The sequence below is a fragment of the Dyadobacter sp. CY345 genome, from assembly GCF_021502725.1.
Taxonomy (GTDB): Bacteria; Bacteroidota; Bacteroidia; order Cytophagales; family Spirosomataceae; genus Dyadobacter.
In genome coordinates, this window is sequence record NZ_JAKFFS010000003.1 from 180,282 (window position 1) to 205,750 (window position 25,469).

A 25,469-nucleotide genomic window follows, 5' to 3' on the forward strand; every position below is an offset into this window, starting at 1 on the left:
TACTAGTTGATTGTATCTACCTTTTCAACAAAATCGCGGTAATGAATCGCTGGAATAAAGTGCTGCTGCGAACGATACTGCAATACCATAAAGACCAGAAATAAGGAAATCAGGAAGGATTGAAGCATCAAAATGATCAAAGTGCTACCCAATGTGGAAGCCCATCCCGGTGTTGCATTTCCAATTAGTTTCAGAAAAAGAATAATGACAATAAAAGCAACAGCGAGGCCGGACATGAACATCGAAAAGATCAGAATCCGAACGGCCGTGGTATCAACCAAAACTGAAATGGCACTAAGTCCATGCAAAACAAGCGAAACAAAATTCATTTTGCTTTCTCCCGCCAGACGCGTAGCGCGGTCTGTCAGAACCGAATCATAAGGGATACGGGATTTGATGATTCCTCCGGGATAATTATTCCAGATTTCAGAAACTCGAACCAAATTTTGAAGTCTGTTTTGAGGAATGATGCTAAAATTGCCAAATGTGATCACTTTTCCTGTAAGTAACTTAAATACAGACTTATAGATTACATAAAAAAACCTGAAAAGGAAATTTTCAGTGCGTTTATTTCTTTGGGCAAAAATGATTTTACCGGGCACTTCGAGCGATCTGGCGACCAGCTTATTAATATCAGAAGGAGCATCTTCTCCATCAGCGTCCATCACGATCACTTTGTCGCAGGCAATATTTTCAGCTGCATAAGAAAGTCCGATCGCAATTGCTTTTTGATGACCAAGATTGCGGTACAGACGTAATACCTGAATGGCTTTTCCTCCAAAAGGAACAAATGGCTCTGTCCGGTCTTTTGCAGAACAATCATCAACCACAAGTATTGACGCATTTTTCAGCACGGAAGGGTTTAAATCTGTGTTTATTTTCGTGATCAGCAGATTAAGCGCCTCCCAGTCGTTGTACTGAGGTATAATAATTACAAAATTTTCCGGCATAGTGGTGAAGGAAATAACCTCCGGACAAGTATAAAGAATTTTACTGGTCCGGAGGTTATAAGGATTAACATATTATTTTACACTAGCCAAACGAGACGAAATTCCGTCGTGGATCTGAGTTAGCGTCTCAACAAGACCATATTCCCAATTCCAACCCGGATAGTGTTCTTTAAATTTCGAAAGATCACTTACATACCAGATATGGTCACCGATACGGTTTGTTTCAGAATATGAATGTGAAAGTTTATTTCCGGTAATTTTTTCGCATAAGGCAATAGCCTCGATCATTGAACAGTTGGCGAAACGGCCACCTCCTGCGTTATAAACTTCGCCCGGACGAGGGTTTTGATAGAAATGCCAGAACATATTTACAAGGTCATGGCTGTGAATATTGTCACGAACCTGTTTTCCTTTATATCCAAAAATCGTGTAGTGATTTCCAGTGATCGCACATTTCATCAGGTACGCAAGGAATCCGTGCAACTGAGCGCCTGAATGGTTAGGACCTGTAAGACATCCGCCACGGAAAACAGCTGTTTTCATCCCAAAATAGCGGCCATATTCCTGCACCATAATATCTGCTGCTACTTTCGAAGCACCAAAGATCGAGTGTTTCGTATGGTCAATGCTATGTTTTTCGTCAATACCATTTTCGAAATATGGATGACTTTCGTCAATTTCCCAACGGGTTTCCAGCTCAACAAGAGGCAGATAGTTCGGGTTATCTCCGTATACTTTATTTGTTGAAGTGAAAATAAACACAGCTTCAGGTGTATGAAGTCGGGTCATTTCCAGCATATTCAGCGTTCCAACTGCATTTACACCAAAATCTGTAAACGGTTCACGCGCAGCCCAGTCATGACTAGGTTGTGCAGCAGCATGGATAATCAATTTGATATCGTTTCCGTATTCTTTAAAGATCGGTTCCAGTTGGCTAACTTCACGAATATCAGCAGAGTAATGTTTGTAATTGGCGTAAGCAGATTCAATACGGCTTTTATTCCAGGCAGTGTTTCCGTCTGCTCCGAAGAAATATTCACGTAGATTATTATCAACTCCAATAACCAGGTCAAACTTATCAGCTAGGAAAGCAACAGACTCGCTTCCGATCAATCCGGCTGAGCCGGTAACTAATGCTATATTCATATTAAGTATTAAATTCTGTTTTAAAATGTGGTATTAAAATAATACTATATTCAGATGTGTATAATATAAGATGTAAAGTAAAATAAAAACAGACAATTATCCCAACTGGTTTCTTAAGTGGCTGCGAAATTACAGTTCATTTTATCAAAAAAGTAACCTTAGGTTGATTGTTGGACGGAAAAAACTGACCGATTACAAAAAAATTAACCTATTTGGCAGAAAAATTTCTATTCTATTTACTACTTGCATAGTTTTACGAAATATTCTCCCTCCTCATCAAAAGTCTGTCATTTCATTATTTTATAAAGAAGTAGCAGAGCTCCGTCATAAGAATTATTATAACACACCTATCATATCCGGAAGCAGTTACCCGACTTCTGGAAAAGGCATTGTGCCGTGGAAATTTTATTGGTGATTTTAACTAGTGTATGTTTGGACAAATGACCACCGCTTTTGGTAAAGATAGCTTTTTAAGTTATTTATTGATTGCCGGTATTGTACTTCGGGTTTTTCTATATATCACGTTACCTGGTTTTGGCGTCGATGCTCACGGCGAAGTAATTAATTTTATTCTTGAAAAAGGCAGGCTTCCGTTAACGAGAGAGGTTTTTTGCGCTATGCACCCTCCTCTTTTTTATATACTCTCTCTGCCATTTTTTTATTTTGACAATATTCACAGCCAGAAAATAACCCAGATATTTTCGCTCTTACTCGCATGTGGGAATTTATATCTGCTGTATCTTTTATGTAAAAATCTGTTGCCGGACGTTGTTGTCAGAAATGTGGCTTTTCTGCTTGCCGTATTTTTACATTCGTTTGTTACCTTTTCTTTATATGTTTCAAATGATACGCTGGCTTATTTTCTCGGGACTTGTATCTTTTACGTACTTCACCAATATATCCAAAAACCTACGCTACGGAATGAGATATTGATTGCTGTTTTACTAGGTTTAGGATTGCTTACGAAAGGAACTTTCCTGGCTTTCGGCCCATCACTTGGACTAGTAGTAATTCTATCACTTTGGAAAAAGAATCTGCCGGTTAAAACGATTATCGGTCGGATTTTGCTTTTTGGCATTATAACACTTGTCATTGGGTCCTATAAGTACCTTGAAAATTATTATGCGGAACACCGCCTGATCGCGCACAATATTGATTTCTTCTATTACATGCCCGCGAACACTTTTATTGGTATTAAAAGTATTTTGTATTTTAACCTGAAACAGCTGGTAAAATATCCAACCTATTTTCAGGGAGATCCGATGCTGGAACATGTATATCCAATTATCTTTTACGCTACATTTTGGTACAAATTTTGCGAACCGCTAAATGGATTCGAACTGGGTTCAAGAACTTCTTTTAAGTATATAGGAAGCGTTATTTACATCGTCGGACTTATCCCATCCGTTTTAATCCTGTTAGGTGCGTTCTTGAAATCAATAACTGTTTTTAGTTTTTTAGGTAAATTAAAATCAAGCAATAGCGAAAGTTTTGACAAGGGATTGGAGCAGGCCGCCTGGCTAAGTATTCTGTTCATGAGCATTTTACTGGTAATTGTTGCTGGCCTGAAATACAATGTCTGGGTCTGCTTTCAGTCGAGATTATTTCTTCAGGCATTCTTCCCGATCATCTGGATTCTGTATGCAGGATTGAAATTTGTGAAAGAAAAATCGAAGCTGGCATTTAATTTAAGTGCCTTTTCAATGCTGACAATATCACTTCTGTATATTGTTTATTACTTCACCGAAGGCGTCCATATCCTGCTTACATAATCTGAAACTGAAATAGCCGGGCACAAAAAAAGATATCCTCAAAAAATGAGGATATCCTGTTTATGAAATCTTAACCTGTTAAGAGACAGTACTATTGTTTTACTACCGCACTACCAGACCCACTGAATAATTTAGCACGAATTGCTTCTACACGTGGTTCAAGTTCAGGATTTGCTTCGTATTTGTTAGCCATCTGACGTGGCAAAGAATCCGGGCTTACTCCGTAAACATACTGATTGTCTGCATTTAGGTCTTTTTGTTCTTTGTGGTTATATTTTTGATAATCACAAGAAGATAATAATGCTACACATGCCACAAAAGCGGCTATTTTACTGAATTTCATCTCTCTGCTGTTCATAGTAATACGCACAAAAATAACCGCCTTTTCCATAACCACCAAATGGTTAGGAAATGAATTGTCAAATTTTTAATCGTTCTAACTCATTATGCACAAATTGCATGAGGTCAGTGATGTATTCCCTGGAAAAATCAAATGGAATATTTGCAGCCGCATATATTTCAGTGATTGGCGCAGTGTAACCTAGTTTGAGCGCATCAAGATATCCTTTCAGGCCTTCTTCCGGATTTTCGCGGTAGTTTTTCCAAACACCGATAGCACCTAATTGTGCAATACCGTATTCAATATAATAAAAAGGAACCTCATAAATATGAAGCTGACGTTGCCATAAATATTTCCGGAATGATTCAAGCCCAGACCAGTCTAATACTTCATCCGTAAATTCTTTGTAAATTCTAACCCACGCATCTGTTCGTTCGTCAGCAGTATGCATCGGGTTTTCATACATCCAATGCTGGAATTTATCGACAGTTGCAACCCAGGGAAGGGTTTCTATGATAGATTCTAGATGCTGAATTTTTGCCCGGCGAAGGTCATTTTCGTTATCAAAAAACTCATCCCAGAAATCCATGGTAATGAGCTCCATGGACATCGAAGCCAGTTCAGCAACTTCTGATGGGGTATGTTTGAATGAATTTAGCGCAAGATCCCGCGTGACAAGCGAGTGAACAGCATGGCCGCCTTCATGCAGCAAAGTGATCATATCGCGAAGGTTCGAGGTCGCGTTCATAAAAATAAACGGAACTCCGATTTCTTCTAATGGATAATTATAACCACCCGGTGCCTTTCCTTTTCTTGATTCCAGATCCAAATGTTTCATGTTTTTCATGATCTGGAGGCAATTTCCAAGAAACGGATCAAGACGGCTGAAACAACGGATTGTTTTGTCAAGCAATTCTTCACCGCTGTTAAATGGTTTCAGTGGAGCAAGTACTTTCGGATCAACTTTCGTATCCCATGGACGAAGTTGGTCAACTTGTAAAGCACTTTTCCTGTTATTCGCCATATCGTTTAACAACGGTACAACAGCTTCTTTCACTGAGGCGTGAAAGTTAAAGCAATCTTGTGGCGTGTAATCAAAACGGCCCATTGCCGCGAACATATAATCACGATAATTGTCAAATCCAGCGTTTTTCCCAACCTGATCCCGCAGGGTTACCAATTTATTCAACAACTCATCCAGCGTGTCATGATCTTGGTAACGTCTTTCCGCTACCGCACGCCATGCCTCTTCGCGAACAGCTCTATCCGTAGACTGCAGTCGGTCCGATGCTTTTTGCAAAGTCATTTCTTCTCCATCGAGCGTGACAGTCATAGCACCTGCAATGGCACCGTAACGGCGTTCTTCGGTTTGCATTTCCGTTTGCAGCGGAATATTTTCTTCGCGGAATAATTCAATGGCTTTTTTCATACCACGAATCGTAATCGAAAAACCCTGATCTGTCAGCTCGTTCAGGTACTTACTTTCCACTGCCTTTTTATCCAGCTCATTTCCATATTCTGCAAGTTTTGGCTGAATTTCTGTAATGAAAAACTGCAATGCGTTGATCAAGCCTGTATTTGCAGTATCACAAGTCTGGCGTATATATCTCCATGCGAAATTTTCTGATAAATATGATTCAAGTTCACTCCGGTCTAAAAACCATTGACGGAGGTCCGAAGCAGAATTTATTTCCCTGGCTTTTAAATTATCATAAAATGGCTGAAGATCTTCCCAGCTTTTCAGATCAAATTCTTCTCCTATAAAAACCCGTTCAGATCGGGCCAACGTGCTAGTTTCCTGATTTATCATCTTTCCTTTGATTGTGATAATTATATTTTCAAAGGTAAGGTGGAATTGGCTGAAAGTGAAATGGACGTAATTTCTTCTACTTCAAATGATCCGATTATTTTATCAGAAAGTGTCATAGAAAATGAGCCGGACTGAATCGATTCATTGGATAAGTCATTTTGAACTAATCCGTATATAATTGGAAAAGGATCGCAAGGCCATACGATTTCGTCTTCATAAGCTTCATTTCGGTTGATGGCAATCATTCCAAGCTCAAAACGCGCAATAATTGAGGTGAGGCCGATTGTGTTTTTCGAAAGCCAGGACAAAAAGTGGGGGCCGATTTCTTCGATAAACGAGGAGTGGTTGTTGGCCTGAAAGTAGCGCGCAGTAGTCGTTTCCATTTGCCCGGTAGCTTTTAGAAAGCGGGAAGTGAAAAAGCAGTATCGCTCCAAATGGTTTTGGCGCCACCATAGTGCAATTGCGCGGACGAGTTGTAGATTTGATGATTTCGCGACAGAATGAAAATAATTTTCATCCCCGTATTCCGGCAGATAGTTGTCCTTTACAAGACCAAGTATCTTCTTTTGAAGATCAGCAAGTGGCAGGTGATTTTTCATAAAACAGAACTTTTAATTTTTCAAGTTCATTTAAAATGGCTTCCTGACCAACGCGGTCAACAAACTCGTCAAGTAATTCATAGGTGATCGCTTCCAGGTTTTCAGGTTGGTAGCGTTCTATAACGTGTTGGGTTAATTCAAGGGTTGTATCGCTCGTAAGCCCGGCATGTATGTCTGTCATGAAGCCGCTGTCCATAAAACCGCTGGCAATATGAAATTCTTTGATATGATTGCAATTCAGCTCATTAAGGAATAATTCGATATTCAATCCATGATTAAAGGCATCACATTCCAGGTTGTAAATGTCAAGTATCAGACCACATCCTGTTCTTTCACAGATTTTATTCAGAAAATCTGCATGAGAATAATTGCTATGATATTCCGGAATAAGGCTGACCACATTTTCCAGCAAAAAGGGAATGTTGTAACGATCCTGAATTTTATTGATGCGATCGCAGACCATAGCAAGTGTTTCAATAGTGCGGGGTAGCGTCACCATGGTACCCAGATTTACGCCGTCAACAAATATGTAAGCCAGGTGCTCGCTATGCCATTTTAAGCAAAGATTTTCTAGAAGTTCGTCCAGAAGATTCAGGTAGTTTTTGGAAACACCATCGTAAGAGCCGATTGATAAACCGACTCCATGAACCAGAAGGTCAATTTTGTCATCAACCTTTTTTAGTTCTTCAAGCTTCTCAGGATTAATACTGGCCACTCCTTTTCGGGAAGTGGCCAGAGAGTCGGGACTGAATTCGAGGTAGTCTACAACAGAAAGAAGTTTTTCCAGAAAATCAGGACGGCCTCCTTCATAAGTAGTTCCAATCTTGATCGGTTTCATCAGAATTGTTGTTTGAACTCGATATCATTCAGAATTTTAAATTCGACAACAGATTCCAGTTTCAAAGCTCTTCCGAATCGTTCACGATCGATCAGGATATCATCGATACCTATGAACAGGTCCCGTCCACCAAGCCCACAGGCTGTACAACCACTTTCTTTGTAAATTCTTTCCAAAATTTCGTTGATCTGATCTTTGGTCACGGACGGACGAACCTTAATTGCCAATGTTGTTTTACCGGCTGTCAGTTTGCTGGTAATTGCTTGATCTACCATAATCGTAAGAGTTTAATAGATAAAATCTGGCAATGTTTAAAAGGGAATTGCCTTACCCCAACATTATTGCACGCTTGCGAAAGGCTGGAAAGCGATAATGTAGAGGCTTAGTCGTCGGCGAAAGCTATTTTGGTAACATGATTTGCGAATTTTTTTATCCGTTGAATAGAAACATTTTTATCATCCTTAAACTACTGATACATAGTTGTTAAAAACATTTGATTTTACGTATATTACCGTCAAGTATCCGCCTAGCACTATGCCATTCTTTCAAAAAAAGTTCTCTGATGATGATCTGATTGAAGGGATTTTATCCGACAACGGCCAACGCCGCTTTTGTGAAAATCGCCTTTACGAAAAATATATGTATTTGATCCGCGGAGGCGAGTGGAAGCATAAGCTTTCTCACGATGAATGCTCGATGGTTTATTCCGATACGATCCTGACAATTATAGAAAACATTCAAAATGGGAGCTTTAAGGGGCATTCTTCATTAAAAACGTATTTAAATCAGATCTTTTCTAACAAATGTGTTGACCTGCTGCGTAAAAATGCGACTAATCGCCAACAGGTTCATCATGGCGAAACATTGGACGACTATGTCAATATGCTTCCTGACGAATCACGTGGCATTGTGCAGCGACTTATCGATCAGTATGATATTGAACTTTTACATACCCGGTTACGAGAAATCGGCGAGAAGTGCCAGCAAATGATCAAAGCCTGGGGCGAAGGATATATGGATCAGGAGATTGCTGTTGAGATGGGTTATCAGTCGGCAGCCGTAGTGAAGACAAGCCGTTTAAGATGTCTTGAAAAGTTGAGGGATTTGTATAAAGGGGGTAAAAATGATTAGAGGCGAACAAATCAGATTATGGAAGAGCGAATAGACGATTATTTTAAAAAGCAGCTCCCTGAATTGGAGAGAAAAAAGTTCGAGGAAGACTTGAAATCGAGTCCTGAACTGGCCGAATCTGTGGCGTTTTATTTAGTTACACACGATGCGGCAAAACAAAATGCCCGAGAAAAGGAGCTTATCAAGAGACATGCAGAATGGCAGAAATTAGGTCCTGCTGAATCGAAGACAATTAACAGACAATTGATTTATTATACTTCTGCGGCAGTCATCCTGATCGCTTTGGGACTTGGCTGGTTTTTCCTGAAATCAGGAACTCAAGACCGGGAATTGCTGGCGAACGCGTACGTCGAAAAAAACTTTTCAACGCTGAGTGTTCAGATGGATGGAGATGCTGACAGTTTACAACAGGCCGTCGGTGCGTATAATATGGGAGAATTTAGTACTGCCGAAAATCAGGTGGAAGCTATCTTGAAACGGGATCCTGAAAACGCCGAGGCACAAAAACTTGCAGGGATTGTTTCCCTGAAACTTAAAAATTACGACAAAGCGATTACCTACTTTCATCAGCTTGGAGAACAAGAAAATCTGTTCTCAAATCCGGGAAAGTTTTATGAAGCCATTGCACACATTCAGCGAGGTTTGCCGTTAGATAAGAAATTGGCGGACAGCTTGTTGGAGGAGGTAATTGATAGTAACTTGGACGGAAAGGAGGAGGCTGAAAAGTGGGTGAAATGATGCATTTATATTTAAACCTAACCACGTCCCCAAATGAAATACCTATTTTCACTAACCGCCGCCTTAGCCGCATTTTTTGTATTTGCCTGCCGTTCGAAAAAAAAGAAAACTCTGGCTTGGAAAGCAGATTGTAATAGAGGTTATTACCAAACATTAAAAGATGGTAAACCTGTAAAAAAATTAGATAAAGATTTCGAATATGATAAGTCTCTTACGTTCGGACTTGTCGCGGGCAATGGTGAAGTCCCAATTGATTTTATATTTAAATATCACGACAGTTTCGACATTTCAGAGATTGAGAAAATTGAGAACGAAATCAGGACGAAATATCCTGATCTGCATGTGGAGGTCTGTGATTGTAGCCCACGTTTGAGGAGATATTACAATTTCCCAATTGGCGTAATTAGTAAAAGCGGTGAAAAACTGACTGTTGGAAACGGATCTACGAAAGAGGGAGATGTAGAATTTTCAAAGGTAGTTGGTTTCGCACCTAATTATAGATTGCAAAAAGGACCATCCGGCTTTGGAACTCTAAAAACATATCGTGGTGAGACTTCAAAATATGCTTCGAAATTTCCCGGCATTGCTATAGACGAGGAAGATAAATTTGTAAAAATTGCGGTCTTGGATACTGGTTATGGTGATGGAACGGTATTTCCCAATTTTTCTTTGCAAGACACATGTATCCTGTCTTCAAAATACTTTAACAATCCCATAGATGACGATGACACCAAGCATGGTACTTTTGTCACCGGACTAATTTTAAAGCAATTGCCAGTTGATGTCCGTGTAGGTATTATACCTGTTAAGGTCTTAAACTCAGCGGGTAATGGGAGTATCTTTGATTTGATATGTGCTTTGTCGTCATTAAAAGGTAAAAAAGTTGATATTATTAATGCCAGTTTAGGATATTATGCACCGAAAGAAGACGAAGTAACAAACAAATTTATCGGAACTTGTATCAAAGAAACTGGCGCATTGTTTTTTGCAGCGGCCGGAAACGAAAGTTACGAAATGGATACATTGGATGGAACTAATAGCCGAGATTTGTCTTTAAGAAATCTTAGGTTTTTTCCTGCTTGTTTAAAAAACATACCAAATTTGATTTCGGTAACTTCTTCTGTTGAATCCAGAACATCTCTCGGTTCATTGGAAGTATGTGATAATCAAAATTATTCGCCTCAGTTTGTAAAAGTAGCGGTTAAGGCAGATACTTCTTGTGGATTTTCATTATCCGGATCTTTGGTGAACGGGACCGGCATGGGAACCTCATTCGCCACACCGGTCGCGGCAGGAAAAGCCGCAGCAAAAATCGCGGGCGGCGCTGCTGTGAACCCCAATTTATTATCTCAGATTGCATCGCCTCATAATTGGATTTCTCCCGCACAAGTAGATGGTAATAATACCATTATTCCGTAAAATAAAAACATGGAATGAAATCTCGTCTACTGTTAGTATTCATATTCAATTTATTGGTATGCATTGAAGCAAAAGCCCAATGCGTACCAATAAATGTTTTATACGACAATCTTGAAAAAGCTAATGACGACTTAGGAGATAGGGAATTGCTGTTTTTTTGTATTGATTTACAAAAAAGATTTTTGAAATGCAGCTATAAAAACGATTCAATTCGGGCAAAGATATTGCATCTTATTGGCCGTTCTTATTGGCAGCTTGACAGTCTTGCTCTCGGAGAAAAATACACTTTACAGGCAATCAAAATTAATCTTTCGAAAAGTAATACTGCAAGTCCCAAAAATACCGCAAATAGTTATTTAAATCTAGGCAATATAGAACGGTCGCTCAATAATTCGGATAAATCGGTCCAGGCATTCCAGAATGGAATTCAAATTGCACAAAACTATCCAGATAAGATTTATTTGCTGCCGATGATATATCAACGGCTCGCAAACTTGTATTATGATTCAGGTAATTACCAAAAATGTCTCTCATATGCAGAAATCGGAGAAAGTATTGCCAGAAAGCAAGGGTCGGTAGTTCAACAGGTTAACAATAGAGTTGAAAGAATTCAGGCACTCAACGCGCTAAATAATGTAAGAGGGGCATTTGAATTGCTGAAGGGGACCAACGAAATGGTTGGACAATTGAGCGATCATAAAACCAGAGGATTTGTGCTGACGCAAGTGGCAGATCTGTATGCTTCCAAGAATAGTTTTACAAAAGCAATCGAAGTATACGGCCAAGCGTTGACAGAGTTTAAAGAGCACCTCAAAAATGTTAAAACGGATAGTTATGCTCTATTTAACTGTGCTGCTGTTACAAATAATATCGGGAATATTTATCTTGAAGAATTACAGGATTATTCTAAGGCTTTGGTTTTTTTTAGTGAATCTTTGAAATATGTGAACCAAGACCTAGCCCGTTCTCGAATCCTTGGAAACATCGCAGAGTCATACAGCAAACAAGGAAATTATGAGCTCGCAGTCAAAATTTATGAAGAAGCACTTTCAAGGGTTGCGCAGAATAATGTTTTAGGGAAGGAGGATAATAATCCGCCGGCAAAACTCATTAGAATATCGCCAAATAAGTTATACTTATTGACTCTTATTCGTGATAAAGCTAACACCTTGCTTGATTATGCTAAACATAATTCAAATAATATTCCCACACTAAAAAATGCTCTCAAAACCTACATGCTTGCCGATACGATGATCGATTTCATGCGTTGGGAGCATACGGGTAATGTAACAAAACTTTTCTGGCGGGATAAAACCCGGGCCATGTACGAGCACGCTATTGAAACCTGTAATCTGCTGAACGACCCGGTAACAGCATTTTATTTCTTTGAAAAAAGCCGGGCAGTTATGCTCAACGATCAGTTGAATGAACTTGGAGCAAACCGGCAATTAAGTCAGAAGGATGCGGAACGTGAAAAGTCACTGCGGCAGCGAATCAGTGATTTGCAAAATAGGCTTGGTGAAAGTAAACCGGAATCAAAGCAGTACATAAGTCTTCGGAACGATTTGTTTCACGTTCAGGAGCAACAGCAAACTTTTATAAAACAGCTGGAAAAGGCCAATCCGCAATATTATGCTTATAAGTATGATAACCGTGTTCCGACATTAAAAGAAATTCGAAGTAAAGTTATTCCGGATGGGCAAGTGTTAATTTCTTATTTTGTTGGTGACAGCGCGATGTATGGGCTAAGTATTACGGCAAAAGAAATCAGTCTGAAAAAAATAAATATTGACGAGTATAAGCGTCACACGCATGAATTTCAGCGGTTACTGAGCAGCAGAGAAAATCAGAACAAGGAATTCGGTAATTATCTGACTGCCGCCAACCGCCTTTACGAATTGTTGCTTAAACCTTTCGGGATTAAATCTGACCGCGTCATTATCTCTCCTGATGGTAATTTTTTGCCGTTCGAGAGTTTGAGTTTTTCACCTTCCAAACCTGAGTTTTTAGTTCGGAAATATGCGTTCAGTTACACATATTCTGCGGGATTTCTTACCAAAACGACACGGCAGAAAAGTACATTACCTTCGACCAATACATTTTTAGGTATTGCTCCGGTTACCTTTTCGCCAAAACTTAAACAGGCATCCTTGCCGGGATCAGAAATTTCATTGAAGACGATCAGCGAACATTTTTATTTTCCAAAAATGCTTACCGAAGCAAATGCATCCCGAAAAGCATTTTTGGAGGAGTTGTCAGATTATAAAATTATCCAGCTTTTAACCCACGCCAGCGCAGATAGTACTGAAAAAGAGCCGACCTTGTATTTTGCCGATGCAGCTATAAAACTGTCGGAACTTCCGTCGTCTGGTTTATCCAAAACGCAGTTGATGGTTCTGTCAGCCTGTCGGACCGGTGTTGGAAAAAACCAGAAAGGCGAGGGCGTTTTTAGTCTTGCAAGAGGTTTTGCTGGTATCGGTATTCCTTCAACGCTTACAACATTGTGGAGCGTTGAAAATAAAGCTATTTACGAGCTGACAGAATTGTTCTATAAGCAGTTGGATAAAGGACTTCCTTTGGATCTGGCATTACAGAAAGCTCAGATTGAGTGGCTTGATACTGCTTCAAAAAGCGATCAGTTGCCATATTCCTGGGCAGGAATGGTACTGGTTGGCAATACTGAGCCTGTTGAAACGGGGATGGGACGGGTTGGTATTTATATTTTTGGTACTGCAGTGGCGGTATTAATTCTTTTTATGTTACGTAAGAGGCGACAAAGGTCTGGAAGTAACAATGTAACTGGCTCATTTACCAATTAACAACCGCGTATTGCATTATGGCTTGAATAGCCTGTTTGGTCAATTGCGGATATGCCGAAAGCAAATCATTTTCAGATGCGCCTTCTCCCAGTTTTCGTAATATCAATTCAACGGTCAGCCGAGTTCCCTTAATAATTGGTTTTCCGAGCATGATCCGATGATCTGATATGATATAATTTTGGTAGTTCATATCTCAAAGTGCTTAAATACAAATATAATTAAAATAGCGAAGCAAATACTTTGTACAGCCTGACACTTTTAACTACTTACCAGCCTCCTGCGTGGCATCCGTCAAATTATCCGTCACAATATTCTCCGTTTCCCTAACATTGGCAAAAGCATAATTCATCTTGTCCCGATTGAACTCGTTTTCGTTGTTAGCAAGCCAGATCGTCGCAACACCGTTCCCTATAATGTTAGTAATCGCACGCGCTTCTGACATGAAGCGATCAACTCCTAGTAATAATGCCAAACCTTCCAGTGGGATAACTTTTATGGCTGTTAACGTAGAGGCAAGCACGACAAATCCACTACCCGTAACGCCGGCTGCCCCTTTTGAAGTAACCATTAAAATACCAATTATAGAAAGGATTTGTCCGGCTGTCAAATGCACATTAAATACCTGCGCCAAAAAAATCGTGGCCATGGAAAGATATATGGTTGTTCCGTCCAGATTGAACGAATATCCGGCCGGAATAACCAATCCAACAACAGGTTTTGAACATCCCATACGTTCCAGTTTTTCCATGACAGATGGAAGAGCCGCCTCAGACGAAGAAGTTCCTAAAACGATCAGCAACTCTTCACGAATATATTTCAGATAACCCCACATACTGATTTTGTACGAGCGGAGAATTAATCCTAAAACACCGAAAATGAAAATGGCCATGGTCAGATAAACTGTTCCCATCAGTTTTGCCAGGGGTAATAAAGTATGAATACCGTATTTCCCAATTGTAAACGCCATTCCTCCGAACGCACCGATCGGAGCGAAGATCATCACAATATGTAAAGCTTTAAAAACATATTTGGAAGCAAAACTGAGCCATTTTATAATTACTTCCTTGCCAGAATATTTGCTCAAAACAGTTCCCAGAACCAGCGAAGCAACCAGGACCTGCAAAGTAATATTATCCAGAAAAAATTGAAGCCAACTGAAATCATTCACCTTGGAGGCATAAACTGAAATATCACCTTTTTGAAGATTTGTGGTAACCACGCCATCGCCTGGTCGAAGGATATTGGCAACGATGACGCCTACGATAAGCGCCATGGTTGTTACTACTTCGAAATAAAGAAGCGCTTTTGCACCAACCTTACCAACTTTTTTCAAATCACCCATGCCAATAATCCCCAAAGTGATGGTCAGGAAAATGATGGGATTGATGAATAATTTAACGATTGAAATAAAACCTTTGCCCAGAACATCCATTTTTACTGCGGTTTCAGGATCATAATGACCCAGCAAGGCACCAGCTGTAATGGCGGTAAGAACCCAAAATGTCAGGTTGGTAAATAGCTTCTTCAAGTTTACGAGTGTTAAGGAATAAAGTTACAGGAAAAAATTTGCTGCGGCGATTCAAAAAGGTTGCGGTTGATAGTCAAGATACGATATAAAAGCACTTTTCAATAAACACAAAGTACAGAAAACTATTTTTTTGTTATTGTTTATACTTGGTCTAAATAAAATTGTATATTTGTCAGCATAAACTTTTGATGAAATAGTTTCCGGAATATTTAATCCATCTCAGGGCACTTAATACAAGGTACTTATGCATAATTCCACGCACGATTATTCGTCATTACGGATTTTAAGTCAGTCGCAAAACGGTTATATTGGTCAGTGCTGCTGCTGTGACCATTACAATTTCGTATTTGGGAATGTGCTTTTCATTTTTTCCGAAGATGGCCTGAACGGGTTTCATTCAGTCCTTTATGATGAGCATCAATTGCATACGATGAAAACTGCTCTACCGCATGGAAGAAACCATCTTTTGCCATCGCCCATCTCAAATTTTATGCTCTCTTTCAACGATGAGGAAGTCGAAGAGATAAAAGGACTTTTTCAGGAAACGTTACTTGCACTAGAGATCGACCAGATATTTTCACGTAAAAAATAATGTTAACAATCATGCGTATAACGATTTTATCCAGAGTGAGTTCTGTGTTAATTTTCAGTTTTTTCCTGCTACTAAATCCTAACCTTATTATTGCGGCGAAATCTCAACGTATCGTTTCTGTTAGCGGTACTTTGAGCGAAATTCTCGTTGGTTTAGGTTTGGAATCACAAATCGTCGGGGTAGATGTTACGAGTACTTATCCAGCCTCTATGGAAAAGTTGCCGAAAGTAGGACATAACAGAAGCATTTCAGCAGAAGGCATTTTGGCATTAAACCCGGATGTGATTGTTACCAGTGACCAGAGCATGATGTCTGCAAGTGTGCTAAAACAGCTGAATAGTACCGGAAAAAAGGTTGTCACATTTAAACAGGAATTTTCTGAGGAAGGCACAATTAGTCTGATCCGGGAGGTAGGAGCCTATTTTAATGCAAAACCGCAGGCGGAAAAAATGATTAAATCTTTAAAAGCGGATATGGCAAAACTCCCAAAAACAGCCGCACCCAAAAAACTGCTTTTCATTTACGCCAGGGGAACAGGAACCTTGATGGTTTCTGGAAAAAACACATCGCTGGACAAAATGTTCTCTTTGATCGGCCATAAAAATGCTGTAACAGATTTTACAGATTTCAAGCCTCTAACTTCTGAATCACTGTTAGCTGCAAATCCTGATGTGCTTGTTTTATTTTCAAGCGGTTTGGAAAGTGTCGATGGAATCGATGGATTATTGAAAGTGCCAGGTATTGCGTATACCAATGCAGGTAAAAATAGAAAAATTGTATCGATGGATGGCCAGTATCTTACCGGATTTGGTCCGCGTTTGGGAAAGGCAGCTTTGGAATTAGCTCAAAAGGTTAAGTAATGTTTGAAGAAGAAACCATAACGAAAGAAGAGACCAAAGTATCTCAAAAAGCTGGTCAGCATTTCAAAAAGCCACTCTCACCGGGCTGGGTTATCCTGATTTTGGGTGTTGCGTTACTGCTTTGCACATTATTTTCAGTAAGTACCGGCGCATTGAAAATCTCTTATGCTGAGATAGCAGAAATTGTAGCCCATAAAATTGGCCTTGTTGAAACGCCGGTTTTGGAAGAGCAAAAATCAATCGTTTTCTGGGTGATCCGTTTGCCGAGAGTTTGTCTGGGAATATTGGTAGGGGCAGGTTTAGGTATCGCCGGAGCCGCTTTGCAAGGTTTGTTTCGAAATCCGATTGCAGATGCCACATTGATTGGGGTTACTTCCGGTGCCTCGCTTTTTGCGGTGATTGTGATCATGATCAACATAAAATTTTTCGGAATTATTAATGAATTTGCTGGTGCCTATACACTTTCTTTTGCAGCTTTTGTCGGTGCGGCTCTGACGACTCTGATAGTTTATCAGCTTTCCAAAATGACAGGCGATGGTGGCGTAACGACGATGCTCTTATGTGGCATTGCGATAAACGCTTTTGTCGGCGCGCTTACAGGCCTTATGACCTACCTGGCAACGGATGAACAATTGAGAACAATAACTTTCTGGACGCTGGGAAGCCTGGGAGGAGCAAACTGGACCACTGTTATTGCTGTTGCTCCGTTTGTAGGGATCAGCATCTTATTTATGCCTTACCTCGCAAAATCACTGAATCTTCTGGTTTTAGGCGAAAGCCAGGCCGCTCATTTGGGGGTTAACATGAAAATTTTAAAACGGTCGGTTATCATACTGGCGACATTGGCGGTTGGTTCTTCGGTGGCAGTAGCTGGAACAATAGGATTTGTCGGACTGGTAGTCCCGCATATTATCCGAAGTGTTTTTGGACCAGATAATAGATATCTTCTTGTAGGTTCTGCCTTTGGCGGGGCGATCGTGCTGACGCTCGCCGATACAATTTCAAGAACGATTGTCGCTCCGGCAGAACTCCCGATTGGTATTCTGACAGCCATTTTGGGCACTCCGTTTTTCATTTATCTTCTGTGGAATCAAAAACGTAGCCGTGTATGATGAAGGTTGAAAATATTCAGTTTGCTGTTAAGAATAGATCCCTTTTGCAGGATATTAGTTTCGAGGCAAAGCCGGGGGAGTTCTGGGCGATTGTTGGTGCCAACGGTGCCGGGAAATCGACATTGATGAAACTTTTGGCAAAAGAATTGTCGCCAACGTCCGGTAAGATTTCTCTCCGTGGGAAAGATTTAAAAAGATTAAGTTTAAAAGAACTGGCGAAAAAAAGAGCAGTACTGGCGCAGCAAAATGTCATCACGCTTTCCTTTACTGTGCATGAAATCGTTCTGATGGGCCGTTATCCTTTTTATGATTCCAAGCCGTCGCAGCGGGATTTGTCTATCGTTGATCATTGTCTGCAAAAAGTGGGAATCGTCCATTTTAAAGACAGGTTATACCCGACGCTTTCGGGAGGTGAACAACAAAGGGTTCAGTTAGCCAGAACTTTGGCACAGATCTGGGAAGTGAAAGAAGGGCTTATTTTACTGGATGAGCCTACTTCCGGAATGGATTTACTGCATCAGTATGAAACCTTCCAGCTAGCCAGAGAAATGACGCAAAAAGGTTATGGGGTCATTGCAGTGGTTCATGATCTCAACTTTGCCCTGCAATATGCAGACCGTATTTTGATGTTGAAAAATGGCAAAATGTTTGCGATTGGAACACCGGCCGAAGTTCTTACGGGTGACCATATCCGGGATGCTTTTGGTGTTTCGGTCAGAATAATCCAGCCGGATGATACGCCGTTCCCGGTGATCATTCCTAAGGTTAGTCCTATTATGGTTTAAATAAATTCGAATAAAATAAATATCTCCGTATCAAATAACCATTCACTATGAAGACATTAGTAGCGTCTAACCGTGCTGCCCTGAAAGAAAGCTGGGCAGAATTTAAAGTCCAAAATCCTAAGACACGCATTCGTGACGCGGCAAGGGAATTGGATACCACGGAGGCAGATTTACTGGCCACTGGGCTTGGTGAAAATATAATTTTGCTCGAAGGAGATTTTCGCGAATTACTAAAAGAAATTCAAACCCTGGGTTATGTAATGGCACTTACGCGTAATGACCATGTAGTGCATGAGCGCAAAGGTGTTTATGAAAATGTGTCTTTCAATAATCATGTCGGTTTGGTTTTAGGCCCGGATATTGACCTGAGATTGTTTCTTGGCGACTGGAAGTTTGGTTTTGCCGTTCATGAGGGAGATCGTTACAGCTTGCAGTTTTTCAATAGTTTCGGTGATGCGGCACATAAAATTTACCTGACTGAGCAAAGCAACAAAGAAGCCTATGACGCTTTGGTAGAAAAGTACCGCGCAGCAGATCAGGACGGAATGGCATTAACTGCCGCAAAGCCAGATAAAAAAGCGGAGGAGCCGGCCGGTGACATTGACACAGTGGCATTCCAGTCAGAATGGTTGAATTTGAAAGATACGCATGAGTTTTTCGGACTTTTACGTAAATACAAATTATCAAGAAAAGAAGCACTTCGCCACGCGCCGGTGGGATATGCTTATCAGATCAAACCCGAAAGTATGAAAGCTGTTTTTGATGCAGCTTCGGAAACGGAATTGCCGATTATGGTTTTTGTATCAAACCCAAACTGTATTCAAATCCACACCGGACCGATCAATAAGATATTTGTTATGGGCCCCTGGTTAAATATTATGGATCCGGCCTTCAACCTGCATTTGCGTGAAGATGCAATCGATGAAGCATGGGTTGTTAAAAAACCAACAGAAGACGGGATTGTTACGGGGATTGAACTAATTGATAAAGAAGGTGTTATGTTTAATCAGTTTTTTGGAAAACGTAAACCAGGTTCACCAGAATTGACGGCGTGGTCAGAATTGATTGAGGAAGCCGTGGTAAGGAAATAGACTTATTTCACTAAATTCTCAAATACGTTTTAATAAAATCCCAGCGGGATATCCTGTTTATAGAAACATGCAAATATGAAAATCTTCTATGGACTCCGTAGGAGTCGCCTGTTCAGGGGTTAAAGTGATTAAAACGCTGTTTTGAAGACAATATATAATTTCGCCATAGTGATTTAAATGGGCTGTCTCGTTTCGGGACAGTCCTTTTTTTATATCGATTCTGGGATGGTTTTTACCGGTCGGACGGCGAAAAAGCCGTCCGACCGGAGGCCCGTCCGACGGTTTTTTCTACCGTCGGACGGGTAATAATGGATGGAACGACTAATTTTTGCGTCCATTGCGAAACCTATTGCATCCATTGCGCCGGGCCGCCGGAGCGGTTGACGAAAGCCGCTACTCAACCTTCACCTTCCCTCCACCCGAATAACTTCTAAATTCTCCTTGATACATCGCATCGGCCGCTGCAGGGCCAGCAGTAAACGTTCCTTTTGAAACAACCCTGACCTGGTAATAAAATGATTTTTCCCTTTTTTCAGCCGTTGTAAAAAAGTGGATCCTGTCATCACGGATATCGAAATAAGTTGGTACGGCTGCATTTTTGATCCAGGGCATATCACGAGGATCAGTGAGGCGGGGATTCTCAATTTCAAAACCAGCCGGCAATAAATCGGTAATAACAACATTTTCAATTGGTAAACCATTGGTACTCAAAAGTGACAATTTTACTACAACCAGATCATTCTGATGTAAGGTTGTTACCGGTTTTCCATCCCTGGTCAAATATTGTCTGCGGATACTCATTCCCAGATCTTCCTGCGTAAATGCTCCCGTAGGAGACATCCCCTCTGACTGTGCAAACCAATACAAATCACCTTTCCCTTGTGTCGATACAGTCAATTTCTGGTTATTGATACCTTTGGCAAGCTTCAACTCCTTACCATCAAAACCTGCAATTTTTTTACCATTGACGCTAACTGCGCCGGTAACTGTGGAAGCGGAAGTTTTCTTCGCAATTTTCCCTAGTGCCAAAACTGCAAAACTTGCCTCCTGTGTATTAATGTATGGAGTGGATTTAATTGCTGTGGAAAGTTGCCGCCCGAGTGATGTTATTTGCAGATTGTCACCATCCGTTTCCAGTAAAGTATTCAAAACCAGTCCCAGATTTCTCAGCGGAGAAGAATAACTATCATCGGAAACTATACTTCCGTTTTGATAAGCATAATTTTTCGGTAAAATGGCTCCGAAACTTCGTGTATCGCCAATTAATTGAAACGCGCCTGCCAGTAAATAACGTGCGTCCAGGGTCAGCAATTGAAGGTTTTGTTTGTAATAATTCATTGCAGCCCGGTTAGGAGATCCGGCCAGAGAAAGTACATATAAAGAATAAATAGCTTCCCTTCGGGCGACTGTTTTTCGGACCTGCGTTACAGATTCTTTTGGCAAACTGTTATTCGTACTGACAATCGCAATTTCTCTTGTTGCTGTCGTGCCGGTTTTAGACGTGAGATAATCGATTGATTTACTGAGCGTTTTAGGATTTATTTCAAATCCCGCCCTGCGTGCTTCTTCCATAAAATGAACGGCATAAGCGGTTGTCCACCAGTCGTCGGTTAAGGAGCCTGGCCACATAACCGCTCCCCCGTTGAATAATTGCTGGGACTCAATTTTACGAAGAGCCTGCTGAACATTGGTAACCGGATTAAAATCACTTTCTCCTGTTTTGACCAGATAAACCGGTGTTGCCATGGCTTTGGTCAAGTCGGCAAAGTAGAGTTGCGGGAAAGCTTTTGAAATAGTTTGTTCCAGACAGCCATATGGGTATCCCAATAATGTCGATAAAGCCTTTCCTCCGCCGGCAACCAAAGGTGAGCGGCTCAATATAACCTGGCTGCTGCTGGTCGCTGGAATAAAGTTATTGGCAAGATTTATTATCCCTTGCTGTCCGCCAGCGATCAATCCTGAGCTGCTTGTTTTTAATAAAGGAGAAGCCGGACGAACGCTGATATCCGTTTGCTGCGTGAATGTTTCTCCAAACGCATTCACTTTTACCGTCACTTTTCCGATGCCAATTGCTTGTGCGGCTTTTAAAGAAAATACTGCCCTTGATTCCTTTCCGGCAGGAATGACGATTTTCTGAACAATCGGCGCGATTCCGGTATTCAGCGGACCGCTCACCTGCAAAGTAACCGTTGCATTCGTTGATTTTTGTTCTGTATTACTGATATTTACAGGTAAAACAAGCTCGTCGCCCGGACTTAAAAAGCGGGGTAATCCTGCGCTGATCACAACTGGATCAGCCACTTTCATATTTTTTGTGGCCGACCCAAAAGCGTTATCCTTGTAAGCAACAGCCATTATTCTTAAATCTCCACTAAATTGTGGGATGTTGATATCAAAGGTGGCTTCTCCGCTCCCGTTTGTCATTAATTGACCGCTCCAAAATGATACCAGCTCCGTTCTTCCATTGCTTAACGGATTAATACGTTTTTCGAGATCATAACCATCACCACCAAAACTGGATGTGCCGGAAATGTTTAATTCCGGAAATAATAAGGCATACAAGTTATGACTGGAAACTTCCAGGGCACGTTTTTGATAAAAATATCCGTGAATATCCGGCGTCTTAAAATTCTTGATCTGTAAAATTCCCTCGTCCACAACCGCTATGGTCACCTGCGTATTGGGTTGCGTTTTTACACGGATTTGCTGTTTAATTTTTGATCGTGATTTATCCACAGACGTTATCGAAACTGCCAGATTTCGTTTTGCATCTTCCACCAGAACGGGGATGAAACCATTGGCTACGGTTAGCGGAAGATCCGAATTATCAAGCGGGCGTATCAACGTTGCAGTGACAAATACGTTGGGCAAATGCTCCTCTTTCAAACCTAATTTCAATTCCGCTGCTTTTTTTTCTGTCGTCAGAACATGGTGCTCCAAAACATGATTTCGCTCGACAGTAACCAATAATCTTCCGTCAAACGGAGTTTTGAATAAAACTTTCGCCGTTTCGCCGATTTTGTACTTTGGCTTATCTGTTTCCATCAAAACTCTCCCTTCATTACTAACCTCGAATGAGGAGTATTGCGTAAATCCGGAGCCATAAGCGTAAAAATTGGCGACACTATAATGGGCTGCATCTGGCCTGCGAATTCTCACTTCATATTCTCCGGAAACGGTCGGAACATAACGAAATGTATTCCGTCCGTTGGCCAAATTCAATAAGTTTGAATAAACAATTTTTTCACTTTTTCTTGAGGTATAGGTTAGCTGCTCATTTTTCTTTTCCACCACCGTCTGATATTCCAGACGAACAACTTCCACTTTTGCTTTGCTACCGTTTTGCAATGTTCCTTTACTGTTAACACCCACAACTTCAATTGGAATCGGCGCATTTACACCAACATAAGAATCAGGCAGATGAATGCCATAAAAAGTATTTTGTGTGAAAACTTCAAAATGATGAAGACGATTTACGGCCCGGCCATTTTCATCAAAAACGGTCACATAAATTTTTCCTTCCAAAACCCCTATATCTTTCAGCGCGGTAGTCAACGGGAATCTCTCCGTCGCCTGCCCCTGTTCGTTGGTTATGCCTTGCCTGAGCTCTTTTTCAAAAGTTGTTTCAGCAGGAATATCGAAAGTAAATTCAGGATAAGCTGGTGCAAAAAATGATTTTCTTTTCAGCTGCGATTCCATTTCGTAGGTCCGGTTACTGGCTGGCGGACCGAATAAATTCAAAGCCGTAGCAGTCAGTGAGATCGTAGCTCCGGATACATATTCTTTTTCCGCACCGCTCAGATCGACTTTGATCCGGTCGGGCATAAATTCTTCAATATTTACAGATTGTGAGGCCAATAATACGTCGTTGGCATTATAAACTTCCAGCACGTAAGTTCCCGTCAGCGCCGAGGTTTCCATCGCAACTTCTGTTTCAACTGCGCCCTGCTTGTTTGTACTTTTTCGCCACGTTCGATATTCTCTTCCATTGGGTGTCACCAACCGTAATTTTAACGGAATTTCCGCCGCAGTATGCCAGTTTTGATTTCGTACTACTGTATTAAAATGGAGTGTCTCGCCGGGCCGGTACATATCGCGCTGCCTGTATATAAAGGCCTGTAAACCAGGAGTATTATCCCGAAGCCCTTCCACTTCGAAGCGGGAGGTTTCAACGCGCGTATCTTCTAAAAGTAAATAATTGAAATCATCTTTATTGCCTGCGGTAAGCATTGCCAGTTTGAATCCGGGCGCTTTTTCACTTAATTTATCGACGTGAGCAACGCCATCTCCGTCTGTCGTCGCAGTATAGACGGACTGATTATTGCTGCTGATCAATGTAATTTCAAGATTTGAAAGCGGTTCATTGGTTTTGATTGAATTAGCAAAAACCCATAACTCATCTTTTCCCTGTTTCGCAATCAGGCCGATATCGGATATAGAAACCAGTTTAGTCGCGCCGAGGTAAGCTTCTTCTTTCGAATTTACTGAAACCAGATAGATTCCACGACGGCCATTATCATCCGGTAGCGCAATATTCAGCGCAGAGATTCCTTTCGTTTTTGGTAAATTTTCTGTTTCAACAACCTTATTAACAATCACATCGCTGAAATTTACTTCATCGTCGCCGTTGTAGTTGAAAATCCCGGTGGCTTTCCACTCTTCGCCAACATATCCATATTCTTCCCACCGGTTGGATCGGACATAATTGAGAATGTTATTGGCGTAAAGTTTTGAAATTTTAACCTGTACTTTCGGTACGTTCACAATCTGGACACCCATGTTTTTTGAACCTTTCGGTGTCATATAAAGCGCCTTTTTGTTGGCGAAGGATATACCAGCGGGCATTTTTCCAAAGAATAAATCACGCGAAGTTTCCTCTTCCAGACTTTTACCAAGGACCCCTTTCAGGTTTTTATTGATTAAAAGCGCATACGTATCGGTTTCATTAAAATCTCCTCGCAGAATAAATCCATTCTCGGTTAGCTCACTTGTAACTGCCGCTGCCGGGTTTATTGAAAAACCATTTTCAATACTTTCTTGGACAATTTCCTGGGTAGTAATAACTCTGACAAAAGCAGCATTATTTTCAAAACCGGTTTTGATATCTGACACTTCCAGATGAAGCGGGGAAGGCAAACTTGTCGTTCTTTCAAGTACCTCCTTGGTTGTATACGTCGTATTTTGTGCTTTAAGACCTTTTTCCAGTTGAATAATAAGGGGAACTGAGTTGTTATCGGCGGCTCCGCTATTTGACAAAGCGAGTACTACATTTTTACTTTCAGCCGAGGGTAAAATTTTATACGAAACAGACTTGTCCTCAATCAACAATTTCAATCGTTCAGCAACCTGCTGGGTATTGACAGAATAATTAAAAATTAATTTCACACGGGCTTCCTGTCTTCCGGTTTCTTTGGAAAGTGTCCACCAGCTTTCCGTATCAATCAGTTGAAGATAAGGCGTGTGAAAGCTGATCGCTTCGCCAGAAACGTCATACTTTTTGTCCGTTTTTGATTGTTTTAATAAGGCGTCCGTGAGTTTGGCTTTGTAATCTGTCGCAGAGGCAAAACCTGCGACCGGCGAAAATACCAGTTCGTTCGGCGCTGACCATTTGAATTTTCCCCGCACAGCAGGTTCAAAACGGATATACTGCGTGGAATCCCAGTCATTAAGCTGATTTTCGGGAACAAGATCTTTGTTAAAAGTAAAGACTAAATTTTGCGACTGACCGATCTCTTCATTAAAGTTTGTCCCGGCAAGTCTGACTTCATTAAGGGATGAGCAGCTGTTGAAAAAATAAGAGAGAACGAGAATAGACGATAGAAAAACAAGCGAGATTTTTCTCATGAGGATGATAACGAATTTTCAGACTAACAGGATTTGCTACCGGCAATAACGTTTTTTTATCCCAAATCAGGATATAAAAAACGGATGATTTTTTA

At 40.8% G+C, this 25,469-nt stretch carries 20 protein-coding genes; 10 read left to right on the forward strand and 10 right to left on the reverse strand.

Annotated features, from left to right (window positions below; all coding sequences use genetic code 11):
- Positions 1-2: 2 nt before the first annotated feature.
- Both L0657_RS14590 and L0657_RS14595 read right to left on the reverse strand, forming a co-directional pair.
- Positions 3-950 (reverse strand): glycosyltransferase, encoded by a 948-nt coding sequence (locus L0657_RS14590; RefSeq protein ID WP_235151538.1) that lies wholly within the window; start codon positions 948-950, stop codon positions 3-5.
- 72 nt (positions 951-1,022) lie between these two features.
- Positions 1,023-2,096 (reverse strand): NAD-dependent epimerase/dehydratase family protein, encoded by a 1,074-nt coding sequence (locus L0657_RS14595; protein ID WP_235151539.1) that lies wholly within the window; start codon positions 2,094-2,096, stop codon positions 1,023-1,025.
- A 428-nt stretch (positions 2,097-2,524) separates the two neighbouring features.
- Between L0657_RS14595 and L0657_RS14600 the strand changes: the two genes are divergently transcribed.
- Positions 2,525-3,868, forward strand: coding sequence for a phospholipid carrier-dependent glycosyltransferase (locus L0657_RS14600; protein WP_235151540.1), 1,344 nt, complete (start codon positions 2,525-2,527; stop codon positions 3,866-3,868).
- 91 nt (positions 3,869-3,959) lie between these two features.
- On the opposite strand, the gene L0657_RS14605 is transcribed toward L0657_RS14600, so the two are convergent.
- Genes L0657_RS14605 through L0657_RS14625 form a run of 5 tightly spaced genes read right to left on the reverse strand, consistent with a single transcriptional unit; the run spans position 3,960 to position 7,730 of the window.
- On the reverse strand, positions 3,960-4,259 hold the full coding sequence (locus tag L0657_RS14605) for a hypothetical protein (protein WP_235151541.1): 300 nt from the start codon (positions 4,257-4,259) through the stop codon (positions 3,960-3,962).
- A gap of 28 nt (positions 4,260-4,287) precedes the next feature.
- Positions 4,288-6,018, reverse strand: a complete 1,731-nt coding sequence (locus L0657_RS14610; protein ID WP_235151542.1) for a M3 family oligoendopeptidase — start codon at positions 6,016-6,018, stop codon at positions 4,288-4,290.
- A gap of 20 nt (positions 6,019-6,038) precedes the next feature.
- Positions 6,039-6,617 (reverse strand): hypothetical protein, encoded by a 579-nt coding sequence (locus L0657_RS14615; protein WP_235151543.1) that lies wholly within the window; start codon positions 6,615-6,617, stop codon positions 6,039-6,041.
- Positions 6,592-7,455: a DUF692 family multinuclear iron-containing protein gene (locus tag L0657_RS14620; protein ID WP_235151544.1), complete on the reverse strand. Its 864-nt coding sequence runs from the start codon at positions 7,453-7,455 to the stop codon at positions 6,592-6,594. Before L0657_RS14620 ends, L0657_RS14615 begins: the two co-directional genes overlap by 26 nt.
- Positions 7,455-7,730: a hypothetical protein gene (locus tag L0657_RS14625; RefSeq protein WP_235151545.1), complete on the reverse strand. Its 276-nt coding sequence runs from the start codon at positions 7,728-7,730 to the stop codon at positions 7,455-7,457. The genes L0657_RS14620 and L0657_RS14625 overlap by 1 nt, the downstream gene beginning before the upstream one ends.
- A gap of 259 nt (positions 7,731-7,989) precedes the next feature.
- Here L0657_RS14625 and L0657_RS14630 point away from each other — a divergent pair, with 259 nt between their 5' ends.
- The 4 genes from L0657_RS14630 to L0657_RS14645 are packed head-to-tail and all read left to right on the forward strand — an operon-like array spanning position 7,990 to position 13,562.
- Positions 7,990-8,586 (forward strand): RNA polymerase sigma factor, encoded by a 597-nt coding sequence (locus L0657_RS14630; RefSeq protein WP_235151546.1) that lies wholly within the window; start codon positions 7,990-7,992, stop codon positions 8,584-8,586.
- A gap of 18 nt (positions 8,587-8,604) precedes the next feature.
- Positions 8,605-9,324, forward strand: coding sequence for a M48 family metallopeptidase (locus L0657_RS14635; RefSeq protein WP_235151547.1), 720 nt, complete (start codon positions 8,605-8,607; stop codon positions 9,322-9,324).
- A gap of 33 nt (positions 9,325-9,357) precedes the next feature.
- The gene (locus tag L0657_RS14640) at positions 9,358-10,743 is read left to right on the forward strand and encodes a S8/S53 family peptidase (RefSeq protein WP_235151548.1); all 1,386 of its coding nucleotides are present in this window, start codon (positions 9,358-9,360) and stop codon (positions 10,741-10,743) included.
- Positions 10,744-10,757: 14 nt separating this feature from the next.
- A complete protein-coding gene (locus L0657_RS14645; protein ID WP_235151549.1) occupies positions 10,758-13,562 on the forward strand; it encodes a CHAT domain-containing protein in 2,805 nt (934 codons plus the stop codon).
- Here L0657_RS14645 and L0657_RS14650 read toward each other — a convergent pair.
- On the reverse strand, positions 13,552-13,752 hold the full coding sequence (locus tag L0657_RS14650) for a DUF433 domain-containing protein (protein WP_235151550.1): 201 nt from the start codon (positions 13,750-13,752) through the stop codon (positions 13,552-13,554). The two genes, L0657_RS14645 and L0657_RS14650, sit on opposite strands and share 11 nt — an antisense overlap.
- Positions 13,753-13,824: 72 nt before the next feature.
- Positions 13,825-15,090, reverse strand: a complete 1,266-nt coding sequence (locus L0657_RS14655) for a cation:dicarboxylate symporter family transporter (RefSeq protein ID WP_235151551.1) — start codon at positions 15,088-15,090, stop codon at positions 13,825-13,827.
- Positions 15,091-15,334: 244 nt separating this feature from the next.
- On the opposite strand from L0657_RS14655, the gene L0657_RS14660 reads away from it, so the two are divergent.
- From L0657_RS14660 to L0657_RS14680, 5 genes are read left to right on the forward strand one after another with little or no spacing between them, the layout of a single operon-like run.
- Positions 15,335-15,682 carry a DUF6686 family protein gene (locus tag L0657_RS14660; RefSeq protein ID WP_235151552.1) on the forward strand — a complete coding sequence of 116 codons (348 nt, stop codon included), beginning with the start codon at positions 15,335-15,337 and terminating at the stop codon, positions 15,680-15,682.
- Between the two features lie 11 nt (positions 15,683-15,693).
- Positions 15,694-16,542: a hemin ABC transporter substrate-binding protein gene (locus tag L0657_RS14665; protein ID WP_235151553.1), complete on the forward strand. Its 849-nt coding sequence runs from the start codon at positions 15,694-15,696 to the stop codon at positions 16,540-16,542.
- Complete coding sequence (locus tag L0657_RS14670; protein WP_235151554.1) at positions 16,542-17,654, forward strand: iron ABC transporter permease; 1,113 nt, start codon at positions 16,542-16,544, stop codon at positions 17,652-17,654. The genes L0657_RS14665 and L0657_RS14670 overlap by 1 nt, the downstream gene beginning before the upstream one ends.
- Entirely contained in the window at positions 17,651-18,439 is a 789-nt protein-coding gene (locus L0657_RS14675; RefSeq protein WP_235151555.1) for a heme ABC transporter ATP-binding protein, read from the forward strand. Before L0657_RS14670 ends, L0657_RS14675 begins: the two co-directional genes overlap by 4 nt.
- A gap of 47 nt (positions 18,440-18,486) precedes the next feature.
- Entirely contained in the window at positions 18,487-19,530 is a 1,044-nt protein-coding gene (locus L0657_RS14680) for a hemin-degrading factor (protein ID WP_235151556.1), read from the forward strand.
- A 393-nt stretch (positions 19,531-19,923) separates the two neighbouring features.
- On the opposite strand, the gene L0657_RS14685 is transcribed toward L0657_RS14680, so the two are convergent.
- Positions 19,924-25,374 carry an alpha-2-macroglobulin gene (locus L0657_RS14685; RefSeq protein ID WP_235151557.1) on the reverse strand — a complete coding sequence of 1,817 codons (5,451 nt, stop codon included), beginning with the start codon at positions 25,372-25,374 and terminating at the stop codon, positions 19,924-19,926.
- Between the last annotated feature and the right edge of the window lie 95 nt (positions 25,375-25,469).